This window comes from Streptomyces sp. NPDC057697, from assembly GCF_042799335.1.
In the GTDB taxonomy this organism is placed as follows: domain Bacteria; phylum Actinomycetota; class Actinomycetes; order Streptomycetales; family Streptomycetaceae; genus Streptomyces.
The window spans coordinates 1,031,355-1,056,036 of the sequence record NZ_JBHVJA010000001.1 but is presented as its reverse complement, the minus strand read 5'-3'; the positions used below and the strand labels follow the sequence as shown (position 1 = coordinate 1,056,036).

Genomic DNA, 24,682 nt, shown 5'->3' with positions numbered 1-24,682 from the left:
GTCACCTCGATACATCCAGGATCGGGGCGACCCTCCGCCTTGCGCTCGCACGGCCCGGACGCCGCACGCACCGGACGCCGCACGGCCCGGCCTCCGGCCGGACGGCCGCAGTGTGAAGACAGGGCCTAGCGCCCCCGCGGCGGCGCCGTCGATCCCCGTACCATCAGCTCCGCCGAGATCGTCGCGATCCCTCCGGGCGGCGGTGTCTCCTTGCCCATCGCCAGGCGGCCCGCCCGCGCGCCCGCCTCGAAGAGCGGCAGCCGTACGGTCGTCAGCGCCGGGACCGCGTCCACCGAGAACGGCAGGTCGTCGAAGCCCGCCACCGAGAGGTCCTCGGGGATGCGCAGCCCCCGGTCCCGGATCGCCGCGCTCGCGCCCAGCGCCACCGTGTCGTTGGCGGCGACGATCGCGGTCACCTCCGGTTCGCGGCGCAGGAGTTCGAGCGTGGCGTCGTAGCCCGAGCGGCGGTCGTAGGGGCCGTGGACGGTGAGGCGTTCCTCGTCGTACATCCCGGCGAGGCGCGCCTTCACGCCGGTACCGTCGCCGACCAGCCCCGCCGCCCGCATCGCGTCGCGGTGGCCCTCCAGCCGGTGGCGGGTCGTCGTCCGCTCCAGCGGGCCCGCGACGTAGCCGATCCGCCGGTGGCCGAGCGAGAGCAGATGCTCGGTGAGCCGCCGCCCGCCGCCCCGGTTGTCGAAGGCGAGCGCGGCCACGACCGCCTCACCGTCCGGCAGCGGGGGCCGCCCGCACAGCACCACCCGGGTGCCCGCGTCCGCGAGCTTGGTCAGCTTGGCGGAGACCGCGGCCTGGTGTGCCGGATCCTCCACCGCGCCCCCGGTCAGGACGACGGCCGCGGCGCGCTGGCGCTGGAGCAGGGTGAGGTAGGTGAGCTCGCGCTCGGGGGAGCCGCCGGTGTTGCAGACGACCGCGAGCTTCTCGCCGCCCGCCCGGCCCGAACCGTCCCCGGGCCCGCCGATCTCGGTCTGCGCCGCCCCGGCCATGATCCCGAAGAACGGGTCGGCGATGTCGTTGACCAGGATGCCGACCAGGTCGGAGGTGGCCGCCGCGAGCGAACTCGCCGGCCCGTTGAGCACGTAGTCCAGCTCGTCCACCGCGCGCAGGACCCGTTCCCGGGTGGACGCGGCCACCGGGTAGTTGCCGTTGAGCACGCGGGAGACGGTGGCCGGCGACACCCGGGCGCGAGCCGCCACATCCGCCAGGGTGACTGTCATCGCTTTCCTCCGAGGGTTTCGGGCCGGGCCCTCTTGTCCGGGCCGCTGTCGGCAGGCTAGCGTCATCACAGATAGAAAGCGCTTGCTACGGCTGTATGGAGGAAGTTTCGTGACACGCAGGACAGTGCGCATCGCCATGAACGGCGTCACGGGTCGCATGGGGTACCGGCAGCACCTGGTGCGCTCGATCCTCGCGATCCGCGAGCAGGGCGGCCTCGACCTCGGCAACGGCGACGTGCTGTGGCCCGAGCCGGTCCTGGTCGGCCGCCGGGCCCACGCCCTGGAGGAGCTGGCCCAGCGGCACGGGCTGACGGAGTGGTCCACCGACCTCGACGCGGTCCTCGCCGACGACACCATCGACATCTACTTCGACGCCCAGGTCACCTCGGCCCGCGTCGAGGCGATCAAGAAGGCCATCGCGGCGGGCAAGCACATCTACACCGAGAAGCCCACGGCCACGGACGTCGAGGGCGCCCTGGAGCTGGCCCGCATCGCCCGCGACGCGGGCATCAAGCACGGCGTCGTCCAGGACAAGATCTTCCTGCCGGGCCTGCTGAAGCTGAAGCGCCTCATCGACGGCGGCTTCTTCGGCGAGATCCTGTCCGTGCGCGGCGAGTTCGGCTACTGGGTCTTCGAGGGCGACTGGCAGGAGGCCCAGCGCCCGTCGTGGAACTACCGCGCGGAGGACGGCGGCGGCATCGTCGTCGACATGTTCCCGCACTGGGAGTATGTGCTCCACGAGCTGTTCGGCCCGGTCTCCACCGTCCAGGCGCACATCCAGACGCACATCCCGCAGCGCTGGGACGAGCAGGGCAAGCCGTACGCCGCGACCGCCGACGACTCCGCGTACGGCATCTTCCAGCTGGAGAGCGGCGCCGTCGCGCAGATCAACTCCTCCTGGACGGTCCGCGTCAACCGCGACGAGCTGGTCGAGTTCCAGGTCGACGGAACGCACGGCTCCGCCGTCGCCGGCCTGCGCAACTGCCGCGTCCAGCACCGCTCGGCCACCCCCAAGCCGGTCTGGAACCCCGACCTCCCGGTCACCGAGCCGTTCCGCGACCAGTGGCAGGAAGTCCCCGACAACGCGGTCTTCGACAACGGCTTCAAGGCCCAGTGGGAGCTGTTCCTCCGCCACATCGTCCTCGACGAGCCGTACACCTGGGACCTGATGGCCGGCGCCCGTGGCGTGCAGCTCGCCGAGCTGGGCCTGAAGTCCCACGCGGAGGGCCGCCGCCTCGACGTCCCGGAGCTGTCGCTGTGACGATCCGCCCCGCACACGGCGCACCGGAGCCGACCCCATGACCACTCGTCCCACACACGGCACACCGGAGCCGACCTCATGACCATTCACCTCCCGCAGGGGCCCTACGAACCCCGCGCCACCCCGCTCGACCTGGCCCCCGGCACCGGCCCGCTCGCCTCGCGCACGGTCTTCTCCGCCGCCCATGTCGTCGCCGACCCCTACGCCGACATCAGCCCGGACTCCCCGGCCGCCGTCGACTGGGACGCCACCCTCGCCTTCCGCCGCCACCTCTGGTCGCACGGCCTGGGCGTCGCCGAGGCGATGGACACCGCCCAGCGCGGCATGGGCCTGGACTGGGCCGGGGCGGCCGAGCTGATCCGCCGCTCCGCCGCCGAGGCGAAGGCGGTCGGCGGCAGCATCGCCTGCGGCGTCGGCACCGACCAGCTCACCGGCCCCGCCACCCTCGCCGAGGTGCGCTCCGCCTACGAGGAGCAGCTGGCCCTGGTCGAGGAGAGCGGCGCCCAGGCCATCCTGATGGCCTCCCGCGCGCTCGCCGCGGCGGCGCAGGGCCCCGAGGACTACCTGGAGACGTACGCCCACCTCCTGCGCCAGTCCTCGGAACCGGTCGTCCTGCACTGGCTGGGCCCGATGTTCGACCCCGCGCTGGACGGCTACTGGGGCTCCTCGGACCTCGACACCGCCACCGACACGTTCCTGAAGGTCATCGCCGAACACCCGGACAAGGTCGACGGCATCAAGATCTCGCTCCTGGACGCCGAACGCGAGATCGACGTCCGCCGCCGCCTCCCGGGCGGGGTGCGCTGCTACACCGGCGACGACTTCAACTACCCCGAGCTGATCGCGGGCGACGACCGGGGCTTCAGCCACGCCCTGCTCGGCATCTTCGACCCGCTGGGCCCGCTGGCCGCACACGCGGTACGGGTGCTGGACACCGGGGACGTCCAGGGCTTCCGGGACCTCCTCGACCCCACGGTCGAGCTGTCCCGGCACCTCTTCCAGGCCCCGACCCGCTTCTACAAGACGGGCGTGGTCTTCCTCGCCTGGCTGGCCGGTCACCAGGACCACTTCACCATGGTCGGCGGCCTCCAGTCCGCGCGCTCGCTGCCGCATCTGGCGAAGGCGTACGAACTCGCCGACCGGCTGGGCCTGTTCCCGGACCCGGAGCTGGCCGAGTCCCGGATGCGCGCTCTCCTCGCGGTCAACGGCGGCAACGGAGGCACCCGATGAGCGACGGCCGTCTCTCCATCAACCAGGAGACCATCAAGCAGTGGTCGCTGCCCGAGCTGGCCGAGGGCTGCGCCAAGGCGGGCATCGACAAGGTCGGCCTGTGGCGGGCCCCCGTCCAGGAGTACGGCGTCGAGCGCGCGGCCGCCCTCCTGGCCGACCACGGCCTCTCCGTCACCAGTCTCTGCCGGGGCGGCTTCTTCACCGCGACCGACCCGGCGGAACGGGCCCGCGCCCTGGACGACAACCGCGCCGCGCTCGACGAGGCGGCTGCTCTGTCCACCGACACCCTGGTCCTGGTCTCGGGCGGCCTGCCCGAGGGCAGCAAGGACCTGCACGGCGCCCGTGAGCGGATCGCCGACGCGCTCGCCGAACTGGCCCCGTACGCGGCCGAACGCGGCGTACGCCTCGCCATCGAACCGCTGCACCCGATGTTCGCCTCGGACCGCTGTGTGGTCTCCACGCTCTCCCAGGCCCTGGACCTCGCGGAACGCTTCCCCGCGGACCAGGTCGGGGTGGTCGTCGACACCTACCACATCTGGTGGGACGACCAGGCGCCCGCGCAGATCGCCCGCGCGGGTGCGGGCGGCCGGATCCACTCCTTCCAGCTCGCCGACTGGATCACCCCGCTCCCGGCGGGCGTCCTGCTCGGCCGGGGCCAACTCGGCGACGGATCGGTGGACTTCCGCGCCTTCCGCACCCTGGTCGAGGCCACCGGCTTCGACGGCCCGATCGAGGTGGAGATCTTCAACGAGGGCCTCTGGGCCCGCGACGGCGCCGAAGTCCTCGCGGAGGTCGCGTCCCGGTACGCCGAGCACGCCTGCTGACGAGGCTCTTTGCCTCGAAGGCAAAGAGATCGTCAAGACGTGCAACCGTTCGGCAGCGCACGGAGTCGTATCTGGCGTCGGGTGCTTCCGGGGAGGGATCTGGGGGGATCGGGAAGCCCTGACGGTGGGGGAATACGAGGGGGGTCCGGTCGTTTCGACCGGGCCCCGTTTCGTCTTTCCGGGGCCCGACTCCCCGGCAGGAGCCCCCGGCCACGACGTGTCAGGAGCCCGGGGCACCCCGGGCGGTCGGCCGCCACGTGGCAGGTGATCCGGCCCTCGGCGCGTCGATCCCAGCCCCTCCCACCGGGCGAACCCGCCCCTGCGCCCACTCACCGGGAGCTCGTGGGCGCCGCGCCGCGAGCAGACGGTTTCCTTGCACCGGGCTCACAGTTTCCTGACAACCGCCGGTCACAGTGGGCGCGTCCGTCCCCGGCGAGTGGAGCACAGCGGTGCGTTCGCGGTCGGCCATGGGGACCCGAGGCGACCTGGGAGGGTGGACCGCGCATGGCGGTGGAGAAGGACAGCGGCAAGGTTTCCGGCGGCCGGGTCCGTGCGGCGGCTCTCGGCACGGGAGCCGCCGTGCTCGCGCTCGCGGCCCTGGCGCCCGTCCCGGCCGCGGGCGGGGAACCCTCGCCCGGATCGGCTCCGGCGGCCGCGGTGACGGTCGGGCGGCTCGTCTACGACCTGGGCGATCTGGCCTTCGTCCCCGGGGCGCCCTACCAGGGGAAGAACGAGATCGCCGCGGTCGTACGGTATCCCCGGGGGCCGGGCGGCAAGGGGCTTGCGCCCGGCCGGCACCCGCTGGTCGTCATACAGCACGGGCAGTGGGCCACCTGCGCGGACCGGGCCGCACAGCTCGCGCTGACGAAGGCGCGCAAGGCGCTGGCGCTGGCCGAGAAGGCCGGGGACGAGGCCGCGGAGGCCCGGCAGACGGAGATCATCGAGCGGATGAGCGACCGACTGTGGGCCTGGCCGTGCCGGGCGGGGACCGAACCGCTGCCCAGCCGATCCGGTTACGACTACCTGGGCGAGAGCCTGGCCCGGCAGGGCTTCGTGGTGGTCTCCATGGGGGCCAACGGGATCAACGCGACCAGCGCCGGACAGGCGGACTCGGTGTACGGGGCGCGGGCCGCCCTCATCAACAGGCATCTGGATCTGTGGCGCCGACTCGACGCGGGCCAGGGGCCGTTGAAGGGTGCGCTCAAGGACCCGCGGACCGGCCGGACCGGCGGCGCCGTCTTCACCGGGCATCTGGACCTGGGGCGCGTCGGCACCCTCGGTCACTCCATGGGCGGCGGAGGCGTGATGCAGCAGGTCTCCGACCGGCGGCACGGCGACTGGCCCGCCGGGGTGAAGATCAAGGCGGCGCTCGGCCTCGCGCCCACCGCCACCTGGGACGTCGAGCCGGTCACCAAGGTCCCGCTGGCCGTGCTGTGGGGCACGTGCGACCAGGTCAACACCGGTGAGTACGTGAGGTGGAACCGGCAGCGGAACAAGGCGCCGCTGCACGGCATCACCCTCACCGGCGGCAACCACGACTACTTCAACACCCAGTGGTCCCCCAGCAGCGGTCAGGTGGCCGCCGTGGACGACGCGATCCCGGGCCAGCGGCGCGGGCGGTGCGTCGCGCAGGACGGCACGGACCGGCAGGACCGGGGACTCGACGAGACCACCCAGCGCCGGATCGCCACGGGCTACACCGTCGCGTTCTTCCGCCGGTACCTGCTGGGCGACACCTCGGCGGACGCGCTCCTGACCGGTCGGAAGAAGCTGCCCGGCGTACCGGACGCGGTGAAGGTGGAGTACGTGGCACCGCACTGAACCGGAGTGCGTGGCACCGCACCGAACCGGCACCCCGCGGTGTCAGTGACAGGCGATACCGTCGGTCCATGTCCACCATGCCGAACCTGGCCGTCCTCGAAGGCGTGCTGGAGCGCATCACGTACGCCAACGAGGAGAACGGATACACGGTCGCCCGCGTCGACACCGGGCGCGGGGCCAACGACCTGCTCACCGTGGTCGGTTCGCTGCTCGGGGCGCAGCCCGGTGAGTCGCTGCGCATGGAGGGGCGCTGGGGTTCGCACTCCCAGTACGGCAAGCAGTTCACCGTCGAGAACTACACGACGATCCTGCCCGCCACCATCCAGGGCATCCGCCGCTATCTCGGCTCCGGGCTGATCAAGGGCATCGGCCCGGTCATGGCCGACCGGATCACCACCCACTTCGGCGTCGACACCCTCGACATCATCGAGAAGGAACCGAAGCGGCTCATCGAGGTCCCCGGCCTCGGGCCGAAGCGGACGAAGATGATCGCCGCCGCATGGGAGGAACAGAAGGCGATCAAGGAGGTGATGGTCTTCCTCCAGGGCGTCGGCGTCTCCACCTCCATCGCCGTCCGGATCTACAAGAAGTACGAGGACGCCTCGATCTCCGTCGTGAAGAACCAGCCCTACCGGCTGGCCGCCGACGTCTGGGGCATCGGCTTCCTCACCGCCGACAAGATCGCGCAGGCGGTCGGCATCCCGCACGACAGCCCGGAACGGGTCAAGGCGGGCTTGCAGTACGCCCTGTCGCAGTCCACCGACCAGGGGCACTGCTTCCTCCCCGAGGAGCGGCTGATCGCCGACGGGGTGAAGCTGCTCCAGGTGGACACGGGCCTGGTCATCGAGTGCCTCGCCGAGCTGGCCGAGGACCCGGAGGGAGTCGTACGGGAGAAGGTGCCGTCGCCCGAGGGCGGCGAGATGGTCACGGCCATCTATCTGGTCCCCTTCCACCGTGCCGAGGTCGCCCTCGCCTCCCAGGTGCAGCGGCTGCTGCGGACCCCCGAGGAGCGCATGCCGGCCTTCGCGGACGTGGACTGGGACAAGGCGCTGGCCTGGCTCGCCACGCGTACGGGGGCGGATCTGGCGCCCGAGCAGAAGGCGGCGGTCCGGCTCGCGCTCAGCCGGAAGGTCGCGGTGCTGACCGGTGGGCCCGGCTGCGGGAAGTCGTTCACCGTCCGGTCGGTCGTGGAGCTGGCGCGGGCCAAGAAGGCCAAGGTGGTGCTGGCCGCACCGACCGGGCGGGCGGCCAAGCGGCTCTCCGAGCTGACCGGCGCGGAGGCCTCCACCGTGCACCGGCTGCTGGAGCTGAAGCCGGGCGGCGACGCCGCGTACGACCGGGACCGTCCGCTGGACGCCGATCTGGTGGTCGTCGACGAGGCGTCGATGCTGGATCTGCTGCTCGCCAACAAGCTGCTGAAGGCGGTGGCGCCCGGCGCCCATCTGCTGCTCGTCGGGGACGTCGACCAGCTGCCCTCGGTCGGCGCGGGGGAGGTGCTGCGCGATCTGCTCGCAGTCGGCAGCCCGGTGCCCGCCGTCCGGCTCACCACGATCTTCCGCCAGGCCCAGCAGTCCGGTGTCGTCACCAACGCGCACCGGATCAACTCCGGGGTGCCGCCGCTGACCCAGGGCCTCAACGACTTCTTCCTCTTCGTGGAGGACGAGACGGAGGACGCCGGAGTCCTCGCGGTGGATGTCGCGGCCCGTCGTATTCCCGCCAAATTCGGCCTCGACGCACGGCGCGACGTACAGGTCCTCGCCCCGATGCACCGGGGCCCGGCCGGCGCGGGCACGCTCAACGGGCTCCTCCAGCAGGCCATCACCCCGGCCCGCCCCCACCTCCCCGAGAAGCGGTTCGGCGGCCGGGTCTTCCGGGTCGGTGACAAGGTCACCCAGATCCGCAACAACTACGACAAGGGCGAGAACGGCGTCTTCAACGGCACGGTCGGCGTCGTCACCGCCCTCGACCTGGACGAACAGACGCTGACGGTCCTCACCGACGAGGACGAGGAGATCGGCTACGACTTCGACGAGCTGGACGAGCTGGCCCACGCGTACGCCATGACGATCCACCGCTCCCAGGGCAGCGAGTACCCGGCCGTGGTCATCCCCGTGACCAGAAGCGCCTGGATGATGCTCCAGCGGAACCTCCTCTACACCGCTGTGACCAGGGCCAAGAAACTCGTCGTGCTGGTCGGGTCACGGCAGGCGATCGGCCAGGCGGTCCGCACGGTTTCCGCAGGCAGGCGCTGTACGGCGCTGGATTACCGGCTGTCGGGGGGCTCGGGCGGAGGATCGGCGGAAAAAATGATCGATCAAATCGGTGGGAAACATCACGCAGCCCTTCCGGAACCGGAACCGAGGGGGCAGGATGAGTAAGCTCGCGGCACTCAGTGCCGCGAGTAGGTCCAATGGACGACCCCGAGTGCACTCTCCTGAGCCAAATGGGGGAGGGTGGAGACAGTCAGGGAACCTCGAAGAAGAGGCACTACGTCGGTGAGGGATGACGTGAGCGACAACTCTGTAGTACTGCGGTACGGCGACGGCGAGTACACCTACCCGGTGATCGACAGCACCGTCGGCGACAAGGGCTTCGACATCGGGAAGCTCCGGGCCAATACCGGTCTCGTGACGCTGGACAGCGGATATGGCAACACCGCAGCCTATAAATCCGCCATCACCTACCTCGACGGTGAGCAGGGCATCCTCCGCTACCGCGGCTACCCCATCGAGCAGCTCGCCGAGCGCTCGACGTTCCTGGAGGTCGCGTACACGCTCATCAACGGTGAGCTTCCGAAGGTCGACGAGCTGTCGACCTTCAAGAACGAGATCACCCAGCACACGCTGCTGCACGAGGACGTCAAGCGCTTCTTCGACGGCTTCCCGCGCGACGCCCACCCGATGGCCATGCTGTCCTCGGTCGTCAGCGCGCTGTCCACGTTCTACCAGGACAGCCACAACCCGTTCGACGAGGAGCAGCGCCACCTCTCGACGATCCGGCTGCTCGCCAAGCTGCCGACGATCGCCGCGTACGCGTACAAGAAGTCGATCGGCCACCCCTTCGTCTACCCGCGCAACGACCTCGGGTACGTCGAGAACTTCCTGCGCATGACCTTCTCGGTCCCCGCCCAGGAGTACGACCTGGACCCGGTCGTCGTCTCCGCGCTCGACAAGCTGCTCATCCTGCACGCGGACCACGAGCAGAACTGTTCGACCTCCACCGTGCGTCTGGTCGGCTCCTCGCAGGCGAACATGTTCGCCTCGATCTCCGCCGGTATCTCGGCGCTCTGGGGCCCGCTGCACGGTGGCGCCAACCAGTCGGTGCTGGAGATGCTCGAAGGCATCCAGGCCAACGGCGGCGACGTCGACTCCTTCATCCGCAAGGTGAAGAACAAGGAGGACGGCGTCCGGCTGATGGGCTTCGGCCACCGCGTCTACAAGTCCTTCGACCCGCGCGCCAAGATCATCAAGGCCGCCGCCCACGATGTGCTGTCCGCGCTCGGCAAGTCCGACGAACTGCTCGACATCGCGCTGAAGCTGGAGGAGCACGCGCTCTCCGACGAGTACTTCGTCTCGCGCAACCTCTACCCGAACGTGGACTTCTACACGGGTCTGATCTACCGGGCCATGGGCTTCCCGACCGAGATGTTCACCGTGCTCTTCGCGATCGGCCGCCTTCCCGGCTGGATCGCCCAGTGGCACGAGATGATCAAGGAGCCGGGTTCCCGCATCGGCCGCCCGCGCCAGATCTACACCGGCGAGGTCCTGCGCGACTTCGTCCCGGTCGAGGGCCGCTGAACCACGGCGTAACGCCCTCGCACGACCCCGGCCGCCGAGGCCGGTCGACTTCGCCCCGCGTACCGCGCTTTCGCACAGAGCGCGGTGTCCGGGGCGATTTGCGTGCCCGGCGGTGAGGTACGCGGCGTGCGCCCGGTGGCGGGGCGGGTGCGGTGTGGCGTCCGGCGGGCAGCGAGAAGCGCCCCGCCATCGATCCCCCCACGGGCCGACAGCGAGGCGCTTCCCATGTCCCGGAGCGGATTCCCCCCACGGGATCCGGCCGGGCGTCCGATGGGGGCCGAAGCCCCTGCGTTTCTCAGCTACTGAGAACTGCGCGCCGTGCTCTTCACTTGTACTTCCTGTACTTCCTGTGCGGTCTGCCGGGGTACGTACGCACGGGAGGGCCGCTCAAAGCTCCCCGGTGCACGTGCCCCGGCCAACGCTTGCCCGCAGCGTCCCCCAAGACGCTCCGACGGACGTCCCCCAAGACATCCTTGGCATCGCACTCTTAGACTCACGAACCCGCCGGATGGTTACCCCGAAATCCATGTGATCTGGATCTCTTTGTGGAAATTAAGTGAAGGCGCGCAACCGCAGGCTGTTCGTCACGACGAAGACCGAGGAGAAGGCCATCGCCGCTCCTGCAATCATAGGGTTGAGCAGGCCAAATGCCGCAAGGGGCAGGGCGGCTGTGTTATAGCCGAATGCCCAGAAGAGGTTGCCCCTGATGGTGGCCAGGGTGCGCCTGGACAGCCGGATCGCGTCGGCGGCCACCTTGAGATCTCCACGAACCAGGGTCAGATCGCTCGCCTCGATCGCGGCGTCCGTGCCCGTACCCATCGCCAGACCGAGGTCGGCGGTGGCCAGCGCGGCCGCGTCGTTGACCCCGTCACCGACCATGGCGACCGACCGCCCCTCGGCCCTCAACCGCTCGATGACGTGCACTTTCTCCTCGGGCAGCACCTCGGCGTGGACCTCGTCGATCCCGACCGCGCGGGCCACGGCATCGGCCGCGGCCCGGTTGTCGCCGGTCAGCAGGACGGGGTGGAGGCCGAGGGCGCGGAGCTCGGCGACGGCCTCCGCGCTGCTGTCCTTGATCTTGTCGGCCACCGCGAGGACGCCGCGCGCCCGTCCGTCCCAGGCGACCACCACGGCGGTACGCCCCTCGGCCGCCGCGTCCGCGACGGCGGCGGACAGGGCGTCGGGGAGGCCGATGCCCGCGTCGGTCAGCAGCCGCGTACGGCCGACGAGTACCCGGTGCCCCTCGACGACGCCCTGGACGCCGAGGCCGGGGATGTTGGTGAAGTCCTCGGGTGCGGGGAGGGGTGCGCCGGTGCGTTCGGTGGCTCCGGCGGCGACGGCCTGGGCGATGGGGTGTTCGGAGGAGTGCTCCAGTGCGCCCGCGAGCCGGAGTACGTCGGTTTCGTCGGTCCGGTCGGTGGTGTGGACGTCGAGGAGGGTCATGCGGCCGGTGGTGACGGTGCCGGTCTTGTCGAGGACGATGGTGTCGACGCGGCGGGTGGTCTCCAGGACTTCGGGGCCCTTGATCAGGATGCCGAGCTGGGCGCCGCGTCCGGTGCCGACCATGAGGGCGGTCGGGGTGGCGAGGCCCAGGGCGCAGGGGCAGGCGATGATCAGTACGGCCACGGCGGCCGTGAACGCGGCGGTCACGTCGTCCGTGACGAGCAGCCACGCGACCAGGGTGACGAGTGCGATCACCAGCACCACGGGGACGAAGACGGCGGAGATCCGGTCCGCGAGGCGCTGGGCCGCAGCCTTGCCGCTCTGCGCGTCCTCGACGAGCCGGGCCATCCGGGCCAGCTGGGTGTCGGCGCCGATCCTGGTGGCCTCGACGACCAGCCGGCCGGAGGCGTTCACGGTGGCCCCGGTGACCGGGTCGCCGACACCGGTCTCCACGGGCACGGACTCGCCGGTGAGCATCGAGGTGTCCACGGCCGAGGCGCCCTCGACGACGGTGCCGTCCGTGGCGATCTTCTCGCCGGGGCGGACCACGAAGCGGTCGCCCACGGCGAGCCGGGCGACGGGAACGCGCACCTCCGTACCGTCCCGGAGGACGGAGACGTCCTTCGCGCCCAGGTGCATCAGCGCGCGCAGGGCGGACCCGGCCTTCCGCTTGGACCTCGCCTCCAGATGGCGGCCCAGCAGGATGAAGGTGACGACCCCGGCCGCGACCTCCAGATAGAGGGTGGACGTGTCACCGGCGTGCGGGACGGTGAGGTCGAAGCCGTGCCGCATCCCGGGCATGCCCGCGTCGCCGAAGAAGAGCGCCCACAGGGACCAGCCGAAGGCGGCCAGCGTGCCGATCGAGACCAGGGTGTCCATGGTGGCCGCGCCGTGCCGGGCGTTGGCCCAGGCCGCGCGGTGGAAGGGCAGTCCGCCCCAGACGACGACGGGGGCGGCGAGGGTCAGTGAGAGCCACTGCCAGTTGTCGAACTGGAGGGCGGGGACCATCGCCAGCAGGACGACCGGGGCGGCGAGGACGGCCGAGACGATCAGACGCTGCCGCAGCGGGTCGGGAGCATGGTCGTCGGTGGCGTCGGTGGCGTCGGAGGTGTTGTCGGCCCCGGCCCGCGTCCCGGGGGCGTTCCCGTCGTCGGTCCGGCCCCCGGCCGGGGCCTCGTCGCCGGTCCGGAGCGGGGCCGGCGGTGGCGGCGTCGGTGGCGGCGCGGGGTGGCGCACCGGCTGCGCCGTGTAGCCGGTCCTCTCGACCGTGGCGATCAGATCCGCGAGGCCGGTCTCCGGGCCGAAGGCGACCTCGGCCTTCTCGGTCGCGTAATTGACGGTGGCGGTGACCCCGTCCATCCGGTTGAGCTTCTTCTCGACGCGGGCCGCACAGGAGGCGCAGGTCATTCCGCCGATCGTGAGTTCAGCGGTCGAGCGCTCCGCCGTCCGGGCCCCGGCCTCCGTTGCGCTGTGCATGTTCGAGCTCCTGAAATGCCGACCGGGCCGTGCCCCACCAGTATCCGCTGGTCGGTCCGGCCCGGTGGCAAAGGAGGGTGATACGGGCGTATCCGGCGCAGCGGTGGTGCCCGGCGGTGTTCAGGCCCGGCCGACGAGCTCGTAGCCCGCCTCGTCGACCGCGGCGCGCACGGCGTCGTCGGTCAGCGGGGCCGCGGAGATGACGGTCACCTGGCCCGTGGAGGCCACGGCCTTCACCGAGGTGACACCCTCGATGCCGGAGATCTCCTCGGAGACGGCGCCCTCGCAGTGTCCACAGGTCATCCCGGTCACCTGGTAGACGGTGGTCACCCCGGCGTCCGCCGTGGCGCCGGCGTCCGCGCCGTCGTGGCAGGAGCCGCTGGGCGAGCAGCAGGAGCCGTTGGCCTGGGGGAGCTGGGTCTCGGCGGTCATGGTGTTCTCCTCTTCGACGGGCACAGGGTTTCGGTGTGCGCAGAAGTGTGCGGCGTCAGGGACCCCAGGAGACCCGGTGTGCCCCGACACTCCCCACTCTATACCCCTAGGGGGTATGAATGCGAGTGCCCTGCCGTCCCTCCGCCCCGGTGTCCCGCGCCCGCCGTGCCAGCGAGCGCAGCCAGGCCAGCGCGACGAGCGTGATCACGACCATGCCGCCGACCGAGAAGAGCGTGAACAGATGCTGCTGTTCGTCGGTGGGGGCCACGATGTAGCCCTGGGCGAAGAGCTCACGGCTCAGGCCCGTGTCGGTGAGCTCGGCGACCAGCCAGAGCGCGATGCCGTGCATCGAGTCCCAGAGCGAGTGCAGCACGGCGACGCCGATATACGCGCCGATCACGGGCGCGGCGAGGTGGAAACGCCCGTTCGGCTTCCGGTACGCGAGGAGCACGCCGCCGGCGATCGCGGTCCAGAGCCCGTGCCCGAACGGCGCGAGCACCCCGCGCAGCACCTCGGTCTCCAGCAGGGCGCGCAGATCGATGCCCTTCATCGTCACGGCCGCGTTGAAGGCGTACCCCGCGCTCTCGAAGGCGGCGAACCCGAACCCGACCGTCGCGCCGAGCACCAGCCCGGCCCGCATGCCGCGGATGCCGGGATGGCGGCGGAGTACGAACATCAGGGCCAGGAGCTTGACGGCCTCCTCGATCAGGCCGACGCCCACGAAGACCCAGACGGACGGATGCAGCAGATAGGACTCCGCGACCGAGGCGCCGAGGACGCCCAGGATCCCGCCCGTCAGGAAGCAGCCGAGGATGACGGTCGCGCCCAGGTCGCGGCCGTGCCGCTCGTACGCCCACAGGACGAAGACGGCCGGGACCAGGAAGCTGCCGAGCAGGATCAGCGTCGGCAGCAGATTGGAGTTCCGGGTGGCGTACGTGACGATCGCGGTCAGCAGCCAGAGGGCGATGCCGCCCCACAGGCACCGCTTCCAGAGCCCGGGGCGGGGCTGCGCCGGGCCGGGAGGATACGGCGGGGGAGCGGGCGGAGACCGCCGGGCGGAGGGCGTGCCGGACGACGGGCTGCCGGGATCGCTGGGCCGGTTCACACGGACTCCCTCTACACCTCGCGCATATCTCCTTATTTGTCCGAATCCTAGGGTGTGCGGTGCCGTGCGGCATTCGGGCGAGGGCTGTCCCGTACGGGGGCTCGTCCCCGTACGGGACCGGGTGAGGGGCGGGTTACGGGAAGGGCAGCGGGGTCACGCGGTTCGGCCCCGCGTGCCAGAGCGCCGACCAGGTGGCCCGGGTGATCAGGCCGTCCGGCACCAGGGGCGGATGGTCCGCCTGGAAGCGCTGCACGGCGACGAGCGTCTCGGATCCGAACGTCCCGTCCACCGCGGACCAGGGCAGATAGTGGCGGTTGGCCAGCAGGCACTGCGCCTGGGAGACACGTTCGCCCCGCTCGCCGAAGGAGGTCGTCCGGTCGCCGTCGTAGAAGGCGCAGGCCGGGCCGGCGGCGGGCGGCGGTGCCTGGCGGCCCCCGTCGGCCGAGGCGCCCGGCGCCGAGGCGAGGGCGGCGAGCAGGGCGGTGGCGGCCAGTGCCCAGACCGTCCTGTGCGGCGGTGATGTCATGCGGATCATGGTGGGCGGCTCCTCGTGCGGTGGTGGGTGCGGCGGGGCACGGCCGGGGCCGTGCCCCGCCCTCTCGCCGAGGACAACACCGCACACCGCCGCTACGTCACTTCCCGGAGCCGTCCGGTGGGTCAGGGCGTCCGCCGCGCCGGGGCGTCGCCGCCGCAGGAGCGGAGGAACTCCCGGGTGCGGCGGGCGATGGGGAGGGGCTTGTCGGGCGGGCACGGATACATGTCCTGCTCGACGATGGCGAACAGATCGACGTCCAGTCCGCGGGCCGCGGCCAGCACGGGCTCCAGGGCGGGCACCCCGTACGGCGGTTCGCACATCACGCCGCGCGCCACGGCCGGGCCGAACGGCACCTCCTCCGCCACGACCCGGGCCAGGATCTCCGGGTCGACCTGCTTGAGGTGCAGATAGCCGATCCGTTCCCCGTAGGTCTCGATCAGCTCGACGCTGTCGCCGCCGCAGTAGGCGTAGTGCCCGGTGTCGAGGCAGAGCGAGACGAGCCCGGGGTCGGTGGCGTCGAGGAAGCGGCTCACGTTCTCCTCGGTGTCGATGTGGGTGTCGGCATGCGGGTGGACGGCGATGCGCAGTCCGAAACGGTCTTGCACCTCGCGGCCCAGCCGCTCCGTCTGGGTGGTGAGATGGCGCCACTGTTCGGCCGTGAGCTCGCGGTCCTCCAGGACCTCGCCCGTCCGGTCGTCGCGCCAGAACGAGGGGATGACCACCAGATGCCCGGCGCCCATCGCCCGGGTGAGTGCCGCGATGCCGGCGACATGCTCCCAGGTCCGGTCCCAGACGTCCGGCCCGTGGTGCAATCCGGTGAAGACCGTCCCGGCGGAGACCGAGAGCCCGCGGCCGCGGGTCTCGTCGGCCAGCCGGGCCGGATCGGTCGGGAGGTAGCCGTACGGGCCGAGCTCGATCCACTCGTAACCCGCCGCGGACACCTCGTCGAGGAAGCGCTGCCAGGGCACTTGGCGCGGATCGTCGGGGAACCAGACCCCCCACGAGTCGGGTGCCGAACCGATGCGGATACGGGACGGGGCCACTGCGGAGGACGTCATGCCGTCCAGACTTCCCGGCGCGCGAGCGGGTGTCAATCATTCGTCCGTATGTCCGGACAAACCATTGACAGGGTTCCGGGGGAGGGCTAGCGTCCTTCGTCCGGATCAGGCCGACCCACCGGATCACGCCGCACGGCCGGACCGGTGGGGCGGGCGGGTCCGGTGCCGTGCGTGGCAAGGCGGAGGAGGGAAGCATGGCGGAGCCATGGTCACCGACGACCACGCGGCGAGGCGCGGCACCGGGGCGCGCGGGCCCGGCACGCCCCGGACGGAGGGCACCGGGCCCGGGAGCGGCCGTGCCGCACGCCGGACGGAGGGCACCGGCCGTGCCGCACGCCGGACGGAGGGATGGCCATGTCTGAGCGGTACGACGTCATCACCATGGGCCGCATCGGTGTGGATCTCTACCCCCTCCAGACCGGTCTGCCACTCGCCCGGGTCGACACCTTCGGGAAGTTCCTCGGCGGCTCGCCGTCCAATGTCGCCGTCGCGGCGGCCCGGCTCGGCCGGCGGACCGCGGTGGTGACACGCACCGGCCGGGACGCCTTCGGGGAGTATCTCCACCACCAGCTGCGGGAGTTCGGGGTGGACGACCGGTGGGTGACGCCCGTCGACGCCTACCCGACCCCGGTCACCTTCTGCGAGATCTTCCCGCCCGACGACTTCCCGCTCTACTTCTACCGGCAGCCCAAGGCCCCCGATCTGGAGATCCACACCGCCGAACTGGACCTCGAAGCGGTCGTCTCCGCCCGGGTCTTCTGGATGACGGGCACCGGGCTCTGCGCCGAACCGAGCCGCACCGCGACCCTCGCCGCACTCCGCGCCCGCGCCCGCTCCGGCATCACCGTCTTCGACCTCGACTGGCGCCCGATGTTCTGGGACACCGGGGACGGCACGCCGGCGGACACCCCGGCCGCCCGCTACCGCGAGGCCCTCGCCCTCGCCACCGTCGCCGTCGGCAACCTCGACGAGTGCGAGATCGCGACCGGCGAGCGCGAACCGCACGCGGCCGCCCGCGCCCTGATCCGCGCGGGCGTCGAACTCGCCGTCGTGAAACAGGGCCCCGACGGCGTCCTCGCCGTCCACCGCGACGGAACGGTGGCCGAGGTGCCACCGCTGCCCGTCGACGTCGTCAACGGCCTCGGCGCCGGGGACGCCTTCGGCGGCGCGCTCTGCCACGGGCTCCTCGCGGGCTGGGAGACCGGCCGCGTCATGCGGTACGCCAACGCGGCGGGGGCCATCGTCGCCTCCCGGCTCGCCTGCTCGTCCGCCATGCCGTTCCCGTACGAAGTCGAAGCGGCCCTGACCGAAGGCGCCGTCACCCCCCGCCCCACCGGAGCCACCCCATGACGTCCCCGGCCTCCTCCGTCTCCGAACTCGTCCAGGTGCGCATGCACCACCCCGAGGCCGTCGCCGAGGCCGCCGCGCGCCGCCGCAGACGCCCCCTCGTCGGCAGCGGAGGACGGCTGATGATCATCGCGGCGGACCATCCGGCCCGCGGCTCCCTCGCCGTGGGCGACCGGGCCCTGGCCATGGCCAACCGCTTCGACCTGCTGGAGCGGCTCCGGCTGGCGCTCTCCCGCCCCGGCGTCGACGGAGTGCTCGCCACCGCCGACATCCTCGACGACCTGCTGCTCCTCGGCGCGCTGGAGGACAAGGTCGTCATCGGCTCGATGAACCGGGGCGGACTCGCCGGTGCCGCCTTCGAGCTGGACGACCGGTTCACCGGCCACCGCCCCGAGGACCTCGCCCGCCTCCGCTTCGACGCGGGCAAGCTGCTGCTCCGCATCGACTACGACGACCCCGGCTCGCTCGACACCATGCACGCCACCGCCCGCGCCATCGACGCGATGGCCGCCCACCGGCTGCCGGTCTTCGTCGAACCGTTCCTCTGCCGCCGCACCGGCGGCCGGGTCCGCAACGACCTCGGCGCGGAGGCGGTCACCACCTCGATCGCCATCGCCTCCGGGCTGGCCGGGACGTCCGCGTACACCTGGCTCAAGGTCCCGGTCACCCAGGACCCCGGGGACATGGCCCGGGTGATGGAGACGTCCACGCTGCCCGCGGTGCTGCTGGGCGGGGAGGTGGGCGACGACCTGGACGGAGCGTTCGAGAAGTGGCGCGGGGCGCTGCGGCTGCCGACCGTCCAGGGCCTGGTGGTGGGGCGTTCCCTGCTCTACCCGGCCGACGGGGAGGTGGCCGCGGCCGTCGACACGGCGGTCTCGCTGCTGGAGCCGAGGGCGACGCGAGGACGGCGTACGGAACCAGGAGAAGAGGAGACGGGAGCATGACGACGGACGACCACGGACCGCGCCGCCACCTGAGGGCCGGGAGCACGGCGAGCGGCCCCTACGCCCTCGACATCGGCCCGGAGCGGGCCGGCTGGGACCGGTCGGGCCTGCGGATCCTGGAGCTCGGGCCCGGCGGGGTTCACACGCTCGTCACCGGGGAGAGCGAGTGGATCGTGTTGCCGTTGACCGGTGGCTGTACGGTGCACTCCTCAGGTGAGATCTTTGAACTGCTGGGCCGGGAAAGCGTGTTCAGCGGGGTATCCGACTTCGCGTACGTGCCGCGCGACGCCCATGCGCAGATCGCCTCCGGCGCAGGAGGCCGCTTCGCCCTGGCAGGAGCGAAGTGCGAGCGACGACTCCCCGCTCGCTACGGCCCCGCGCCGGAGGTACCCGTCGAACTGCGCGGCTCCGGCAACTGCTCCCGCCAGGTCAACAACTTCGCCGCCGCCGACACCTTCGAATGCGACCGGCTGATCGCCGTCGAGGTGCTCACCCCCGGCGGCAACTGGTCGTCGTACCCGCCGCACAAACACGACGAGCACCGCCCCGGGGCCGAGTCCGTGCTGGAGGAGATCTACTACTTCGAGGTGGAGCACGACGGCCTCGGCTACCACCGGGTGTCACCGTCCCGGACCGGCGGCACGGACGTCCTCGCCGAGGTCCGCAGCGGCGACACGGTCCTGATCCCGGACGGCTGGCACGGCCCCTCCATCGCCTCCCCGGGCCGCACCCTCTACTACCTCAACGTGATGGCGGGCCCGGGGGAGCAGCGGGAGTGGCTGATCAGCGACCACCCGGACCACGGCTGGATCCGCGACACCTGGCCCGCGCAGCCGGTGGACCCCAGACTCCCCTTCTACGGGACGGAGGCACGCCCATGAGCACCCGCCGGCTCACCACGGCGCAGGCCCTGGTGACCTTCCTGTCCCGCCAGTACACCGAGCGCGACGGCCGCAGACAGCGCCTGATCAGCGCCACCTGGGGGATCTTCGGCCATGGCAACGTCGCCGGGGTCGGCCAGGCGCTCGTCGAGTCCGGCCGAGCCATGCCCTACCTCCAGGGCCGCAACGAACAGGCCATGGTGCACGCCGCCGTCGGCTACGCCCGCCAGTCGGGGCGGCTCTCCGCACACGCCGTCACCACCTCCATCGGCCCCGGCGCCACCAACCTCGTCACCGGCGCCGCCCTCGCCACCGTCAACCACCTCCCCGTCCTCCTGCTGCCCGGGGACACCTTCGCGACCCGGCCCGCCGACCCCGTGCTCCAGCAGCTCGAAGTCCCGGCCGCGGGCGATGTCTCCGTCAACGACTGCCTGCGCCCCGTCTCCCGCTACTTCGACCGGATCACCCGCCCCGAGGCCCTGGTCCCGGCCGCCCTCCAGGCCGTGCGGACCCTCACCGACCCGGCGGAGACCGGCGCGGTGACGCTGGCGCTGCCGCAGGACGTGCAGGCCCAGGCGTACGACTGGCCGGAGGAGTTCTTCGCCGAGCGCGTCTGGTACGTACGCCGCCCCGCCCCCGATCCGGAGGAACTCGGCCGGGCGGTACGGGCGGTGCGCACCGCCCGACGGCCGCTGATCGTGGCGGGCGGCGGGGTCCACCACAGCGCCGCCGAGGAGACCCTGGCCGCCTTCGCCGCCGCCACCCGCATCCCCGTCGCCGCCACCCAGGCGGGCAAGGGCGCGCTGCGCCACGACCACCCCGCCGACGTCGGAGGCATCGGCCACACCGGCACCGCGACCGCCGACGACCTGGCCCGCACCGCCGACCTCGTCATCGGCATCGGCACCCGCTACTCCGACTTCACCACCGCCTCCGGCACCCTCTTCGCGGACCCGGCGGTCCGCTTCCTCAACATCAACCTCACCGGCTTCGACGCCCACAAGCTCGGCGCCCTCCCGCTCGTCGCCGACGCCCGTACCGCCCTCGAAGCCCTCACCACCGCGCTCGCCGCCCGCAACCACCGCGTCGACCCCGCCTACGAGACGGAGTACACCGACGCCAAGGAGCGGTGGGAGCGGCGCGTCACCGACGCGTTCACCGCCGACGACCCGCGCGCCCGCCCCACCCAGGCCCAGGTCCTCGGCCTCCTCGACGCCCTGGTCACCGAGGACGACATCCTGATCAACGCGGCCGGTTCGCTCCCCGGCGACCTGCACAAGCTCTGGCGGGCCCGCTCCCCGCGCCAGTACCACGTGGAGTACGGCTACTCCTGCATGGGCTACGAGATCCCGGCCGCGATCGGGGTCCAGCTGGCCGCCCCCGGCCGCCCCGTCTGGGCGCTCGTCGGCGACGGCACGTATCTGATGAATCCCACCGAGATCGTCACCGCCGTGCAGCAGCAGCTTCCCGTGAAGCTGGTCGTCCTCCAGAACCACGGCTACGCGTCCATCGGCGGCCTCTCCGAGCAGGTCGGCGCCGAGCGCCTCGGCACCGCCTACCGGCACCGGGCCGCGGACGGCACCTTCACCGGCCCGCCGCTCCCCGTCGATCTCGCGGCCAACGCGGGCTCGCTCGGGATGCGGGTACTGCGCGCCAAGACCGTGCGTGACCTGCGCGAAGCCCTCGCCGAAGCACGGGCGGCGGACCGTCCCACTTGTGTCTACGTCGAGACCGAAACGGCAGACACAGTGTCGGGCCCCCCTCCGGCGCAGGCGTGGTGGGATGTTCCCGTAGCCGAAACGGCCACCCGGCCATCGGCCGTGAAAGCCCGGGAAGAGTACGACCGTCACGTCGCCGACCGACGCCACCACCTCTGAAGGAGTTCCGTCATGAAGACCGTCAACCACTGGATCGGTGGCAAGACCGTCGAGGGCGCGTCGGGCAACTACGGCCCGGTCACCGACCCGGCCACCGGCGCCGTCACCACCCAGGTCGCGCTCGCCTCCCTCGAAGAGGTCGACGCCGCGGTCGCCGCCGCCAAGGACGCCTACGCCACCTGGGGCACCTCCTCGCTGGCCGCCCGCACCGCGGTGCTCTTCCGCTACCGGGCGCTGCTCGACGCCCACCGCGACGAGATCGCCGCGCTGATCACCGCCGAGCACGGCAAGGTGCACTCGGACGCGCTGGGCGAGGTCGCCCGCGGTCTGGAGATCGTCGAGCTGGCCTGCGGCATCACCACCCAGCTCAAGGGCGAGCTGTCCACCCAGGTCTCCAGCCGGGTCGACGTCTCCTCGATCCGCCAGTCGCTCGGTGTGGTCGCGGGCATCACCCCGTTCAACTTCCCGGCCATGGTGCCGATGTGGATGTTCCCGCTCGCCATCGCCTGCGGGAACACCTTCGTCCTCAAGCCCAGCGAGAAGGACCCCTCGGCCGCCAACCTGCTGGCCGAGCTGGCCGCCGAGGCCGGTCTGCCGGACGGGGTGCTCAACGTCCTGCACGGTGACAAGGTCGCCGTCGACGGGCTGCTGAACCACCCGGACGTCGCCGCGGTCTCCTTCGTGGGCTCCACCCCGATCGCCCGCCACATCCACGCCACCGCCTCCGCCAACGGCAAGCGCGTCCAGGCGCTCGGCGGCGCGAAGAACCACATGCTGGTGCTGCCCGACGCGGACCTCGACGCCGCGGCCGACGCCGCCGTCTCCGCCGCGTACGGCTCCGCCGGCGAGCGCTGCATGGCGATCTCCGCGGTCGTCGCGGTCGGCTCCATCGCCGACGAGCTGGTCGCGAAGATCAAGGAGCGCGCCGAGAAGATCAAGATCGGCCCCGGCAACGACCCGGCCTCCGAGATGGGCCCGCTGATCACCGCCGCCCACCGCGACAAGGTCGCCTCCTACGTCACGGGCGCCGCGGCCCAGGGCGCCGATGTCGTCCTGGACGGCACCGGCTTCACCGTCGAGGGCTTCGAGGACGGCCACTGGATCGGCCTCTCCCTCCTCGACAACGTCTCCACCGACTCGGACGCGTACAAGGACGAGATCTTCGGCCCGGTCCTGTGCGTGCTGCGCACCGAGACCTACGAGGAGGGCGTCGCCCTCATGAACGCCTCGCCGTTCGGCAACGGCACCGCGATCTTCACCCGCGACGGCGGCGCCGCCCGCCGCTTCCAGCTGGAGATCGAGGCGGGCATGGTCGGCGTCAACGTGCCGATCCCGGTGCCGGTGGGCTACCACTCCTTCGGCGGCTGGAAGGACTCGCTCTTCGGCGACCACCACATCTACGGCAACGACGGCGTGCACTTCTACACCCGCGGCAAGGTCGTCACCACCCGCTGGCCGGACCCGGCCGACGCCCCGGCCGGTGTGGACCTGGGCTTCCCCCGCAACCACTGACCGGCCCGGCCCGGCCGACTGGCCCGGCCCGGCCGACTGGCCCGGCCCGGCCGACTGGCCCGGCCCGGCCGACTGGCCCGGCCCGGCCGACTGGCCCGGCCCGGCCGACCGGCACGGCCTGCCCCGACGGCCCGTACGGACGCATCGCGCGCCCGTACGGGCCGTCGCCGTACCCGTCGAAGCGGGATCACCCCGCGGCACACGGAAAGGGGCCGGAGGGAAGCCACGAGCGGCTTCTCCTCCGGCCCCGTCCCCCTCCGGGCCCGTTCCCCCTCTCGGGCCCGTGGTCCGTGGGGTCAGCGCGCGGTGTCCCCGGACTTCCCCGCGCCGGCCTCCTCCTCGATCATCCGTTCCATCGGGACCGCGCCCACCCGGCCCGAGACCAGGAACGCGAGCACCAGCGTCGCGACCATGATCACCGTGCCGAGCCACACCATCGTCTCCACCGGCACCGTGTACGCGCCCACGGCCCGCACCACGCACTCGGCCAGCAGCGCCGCGCCCCACACCGCCGAGAACCGGACCTCCGCCCGCCGGAACGCCGCCGACCCGGCCGAGAGCCGCTGCCAGGCGGCGTCCTTGGCCGCGTCGCCCTTGACCAGCATCGGCCGCACCCCCGCCGTCATCATCGGCTGCCCCTTCAGCGCGGTCACCAGGACGACCAGCCCGATGACGCTGCTCACCCCGCTGTCCTTGGCGAGCATCAGCCGGGGGTCCCCGACCGCCAGGCTCGTCGCCAGGCTGACCACGTTGACCGTCACCATCAGCGCCGCCAGCCCGTTGAGCCGCCGCTCGCGCACCACGCCCCACACGGTGCGCACGGCCGGCAGCACACTGCTCCAGGCCAGCGCGGCGAAGGTGCTCAGCCCCGCCGCCTTCAGCGCGTAGTACGAGACGAGCGGCACGCCCACGTCCACGAGCAGCGGCATCAGGCTGTCCAGCAGGGCCTTGCGCGGCGCGGTCGACGGGGCGATGGCGGCCGGAACATCTGCGACGGGGGCGGTGACGGTGGCTGCCGGGCTGCTCATGACGGGTTCCTCTCCCGTGTCGGCGGCGCCTTCGCGGCCCGCTCTCGATACGTACAGACTGGCCTCCGGGGCCCGGCGCCCGGCAGAGCCAGGTGTACCGGACTCCCTATGACGAATGTCAGCCCCGGGCGGTGACACCTCCGCCCGCCATCCCTCGGAACCCTGAATTCCGGTGCGCCGGTAAACCGTTCGCCGTGCCGCGCGGGCCGGTGTTCTGATGGGGCCATGACCGCTCCGACCAGTCCGCGGTACGAGATCCGCGCCCAGCACACCGGCACCACCGTCACCGTCTACCAGGCGTACGCCCCCGCCATCGGCCTGCCCGCCGCCCGTGACGGCCGCTTCCCCGACATCTGGAAGCGCGATCGCATGACCTGGATCAAGCCGAGCTTCCTGTGGATGATGTACCGCTGCGGCTGGGCGGTGAAGGAGGGTCAGGAGACCGTGCTGGCCGTCGAGATCACCCGCGAGGGCTTCGACTGGGCCCTGGGGAACGCCGAGCTCTCGCACTACGTCAGGGGCGTCCACCCCGACCGCGCCACCTGGCAGCGGAATCTGCGCAGCGCCCCGGCCCGCGTCCAGTGGGACCCCGAGCGCGACCTCCGTCTGGAGCGGCTGCCGTACCGCTCCCTCCAGCTCGGGCTCTCCGGCGAGGCGGCACGGCGGTACGCCGACGAGTGGACCGTGTCGATCCGCGATGTCACCCCGCTCGCCCGGCAGGTCCATGAACGGGTGCGCGCCGGACGGCTCGACGAGGCGGCGGCGCTCCTGCCGCGGGAGTCGCCGTACCCTCGGGGCGGCGTCCCGCTCCCGGTGGAGACGGCGGCCTGACCCGGCACGTGCGCGGAGGCGTGCTCCGCGCACGGCGCGTCGGCCGCG

General features: G+C 72.0%; 19 protein-coding genes. 12 read left to right on the top strand and 7 right to left on the bottom strand.

What is annotated here, in order from left to right; translation table 11 throughout:
- Positions 1-125: 125 nt before the first annotated feature.
- A complete protein-coding gene (locus ACFVFH_RS04585; protein ID WP_383763246.1) occupies positions 126-1,232 on the bottom strand; it encodes a LacI family DNA-binding transcriptional regulator in 1,107 nt (368 codons plus the stop codon).
- A gap of 109 nt (positions 1,233-1,341) precedes the next feature.
- Here ACFVFH_RS04585 and ACFVFH_RS04580 point away from each other — a divergent pair, with 109 nt between their 5' ends.
- From ACFVFH_RS04580 to ACFVFH_RS04555, 6 genes are all read left to right on the top strand, one after another.
- On the top strand, positions 1,342-2,493 hold the full coding sequence (locus tag ACFVFH_RS04580) for a Gfo/Idh/MocA family protein (RefSeq protein ID WP_383763244.1): 1,152 nt from the start codon (positions 1,342-1,344) through the stop codon (positions 2,491-2,493).
- A gap of 78 nt (positions 2,494-2,571) precedes the next feature.
- Positions 2,572-3,723 (top strand): dihydrodipicolinate synthase family protein, encoded by a 1,152-nt coding sequence (locus ACFVFH_RS04575; protein WP_383763242.1) that lies wholly within the window; start codon positions 2,572-2,574, stop codon positions 3,721-3,723.
- Positions 3,720-4,547: a sugar phosphate isomerase/epimerase family protein gene (locus ACFVFH_RS04570; protein ID WP_383763239.1), complete on the top strand. Its 828-nt coding sequence runs from the start codon at positions 3,720-3,722 to the stop codon at positions 4,545-4,547. The genes ACFVFH_RS04575 and ACFVFH_RS04570 overlap by 4 nt, the downstream gene beginning before the upstream one ends.
- Before the next feature lie 504 nt (positions 4,548-5,051).
- Positions 5,052-6,368 (top strand): alpha/beta hydrolase family protein, encoded by a 1,317-nt coding sequence (locus tag ACFVFH_RS04565; RefSeq protein WP_383763236.1) that lies wholly within the window; start codon positions 5,052-5,054, stop codon positions 6,366-6,368.
- Between the two features lie 77 nt (positions 6,369-6,445).
- Complete coding sequence (locus ACFVFH_RS04560; RefSeq protein ID WP_383763604.1) at positions 6,446-8,746, top strand: ATP-dependent RecD-like DNA helicase; 2,301 nt, start codon at positions 6,446-6,448, stop codon at positions 8,744-8,746.
- A 129-nt stretch (positions 8,747-8,875) separates the two neighbouring features.
- On the top strand, positions 8,876-10,165 hold the full coding sequence (locus ACFVFH_RS04555) for a citrate synthase (protein WP_093548651.1): 1,290 nt from the start codon (positions 8,876-8,878) through the stop codon (positions 10,163-10,165).
- A gap of 552 nt (positions 10,166-10,717) precedes the next feature.
- Here ACFVFH_RS04555 and ACFVFH_RS04550 read toward each other — a convergent pair.
- The 5 genes from ACFVFH_RS04550 to ACFVFH_RS04530 all read right to left on the bottom strand — a co-directional run bounded on the left by ACFVFH_RS04550 (position 10,718) and on the right by ACFVFH_RS04530 (position 16,214).
- Positions 10,718-13,084 (bottom strand): heavy metal translocating P-type ATPase, encoded by a 2,367-nt coding sequence (locus tag ACFVFH_RS04550; protein WP_383763234.1) that lies wholly within the window; start codon positions 13,082-13,084, stop codon positions 10,718-10,720.
- A 120-nt stretch (positions 13,085-13,204) separates the two neighbouring features.
- Positions 13,205-13,516, bottom strand: coding sequence for a heavy-metal-associated domain-containing protein (locus ACFVFH_RS04545; RefSeq protein ID WP_383763231.1), 312 nt, complete (start codon positions 13,514-13,516; stop codon positions 13,205-13,207).
- Between the two features lie 106 nt (positions 13,517-13,622).
- Positions 13,623-14,621, bottom strand: a complete 999-nt coding sequence (locus tag ACFVFH_RS04540; protein ID WP_383763230.1) for a PrsW family intramembrane metalloprotease — start codon at positions 14,619-14,621, stop codon at positions 13,623-13,625.
- A 133-nt stretch (positions 14,622-14,754) separates the two neighbouring features.
- A complete protein-coding gene (locus tag ACFVFH_RS04535; RefSeq protein WP_383763227.1) occupies positions 14,755-15,156 on the bottom strand; it encodes a peptidoglycan-binding protein in 402 nt (133 codons plus the stop codon).
- Positions 15,157-15,278: 122 nt separating this feature from the next.
- Positions 15,279-16,214 (bottom strand): sugar phosphate isomerase/epimerase family protein, encoded by a 936-nt coding sequence (locus ACFVFH_RS04530; protein ID WP_383763225.1) that lies wholly within the window; start codon positions 16,212-16,214, stop codon positions 15,279-15,281.
- 354 nt (positions 16,215-16,568) lie between these two features.
- Between ACFVFH_RS04530 and iolC the strand changes: the two genes are divergently transcribed.
- The 5 genes from iolC to mmsA are packed head-to-tail and all read left to right on the top strand — an operon-like array spanning position 16,569 to position 22,775.
- Positions 16,569-17,564, top strand: coding sequence for a 5-dehydro-2-deoxygluconokinase (gene iolC, locus ACFVFH_RS04525; protein ID WP_383763221.1), 996 nt, complete (start codon positions 16,569-16,571; stop codon positions 17,562-17,564).
- On the top strand, positions 17,561-18,505 hold the full coding sequence (locus tag ACFVFH_RS04520) for a deoxyribose-phosphate aldolase (protein WP_383763218.1): 945 nt from the start codon (positions 17,561-17,563) through the stop codon (positions 18,503-18,505). Before iolC ends, ACFVFH_RS04520 begins: the two co-directional genes overlap by 4 nt.
- Positions 18,502-19,386, top strand: coding sequence for a 5-deoxy-glucuronate isomerase (gene iolB, locus ACFVFH_RS04515; protein ID WP_383763215.1), 885 nt, complete (start codon positions 18,502-18,504; stop codon positions 19,384-19,386). Before ACFVFH_RS04520 ends, iolB begins: the two co-directional genes overlap by 4 nt.
- A complete protein-coding gene (gene iolD, locus ACFVFH_RS04510) occupies positions 19,383-21,263 on the top strand; it encodes a 3D-(3,5/4)-trihydroxycyclohexane-1,2-dione acylhydrolase (decyclizing) (protein ID WP_383763212.1) in 1,881 nt (626 codons plus the stop codon). The genes iolB and iolD overlap by 4 nt, the downstream gene beginning before the upstream one ends.
- Positions 21,264-21,275: 12 nt before the next feature.
- Positions 21,276-22,775, top strand: coding sequence for a CoA-acylating methylmalonate-semialdehyde dehydrogenase (gene mmsA / locus ACFVFH_RS04505; RefSeq protein ID WP_383763210.1), 1,500 nt, complete (start codon positions 21,276-21,278; stop codon positions 22,773-22,775).
- Between the two features lie 296 nt (positions 22,776-23,071).
- Here mmsA and ACFVFH_RS04500 read toward each other — a convergent pair whose 3' ends face one another.
- The gene (locus tag ACFVFH_RS04500) at positions 23,072-23,803 is read right to left on the bottom strand and encodes a VC0807 family protein (protein ID WP_383763207.1); all 732 of its coding nucleotides are present in this window, start codon (positions 23,801-23,803) and stop codon (positions 23,072-23,074) included.
- Between the two features lie 225 nt (positions 23,804-24,028).
- Here ACFVFH_RS04500 and ACFVFH_RS04495 point away from each other — a divergent pair, with 225 nt between their 5' ends.
- Positions 24,029-24,634, top strand: a complete 606-nt coding sequence (locus ACFVFH_RS04495; protein ID WP_383763205.1) for a DUF4291 domain-containing protein — start codon at positions 24,029-24,031, stop codon at positions 24,632-24,634.
- Positions 24,635-24,682 lie beyond the last annotated feature (48 nt).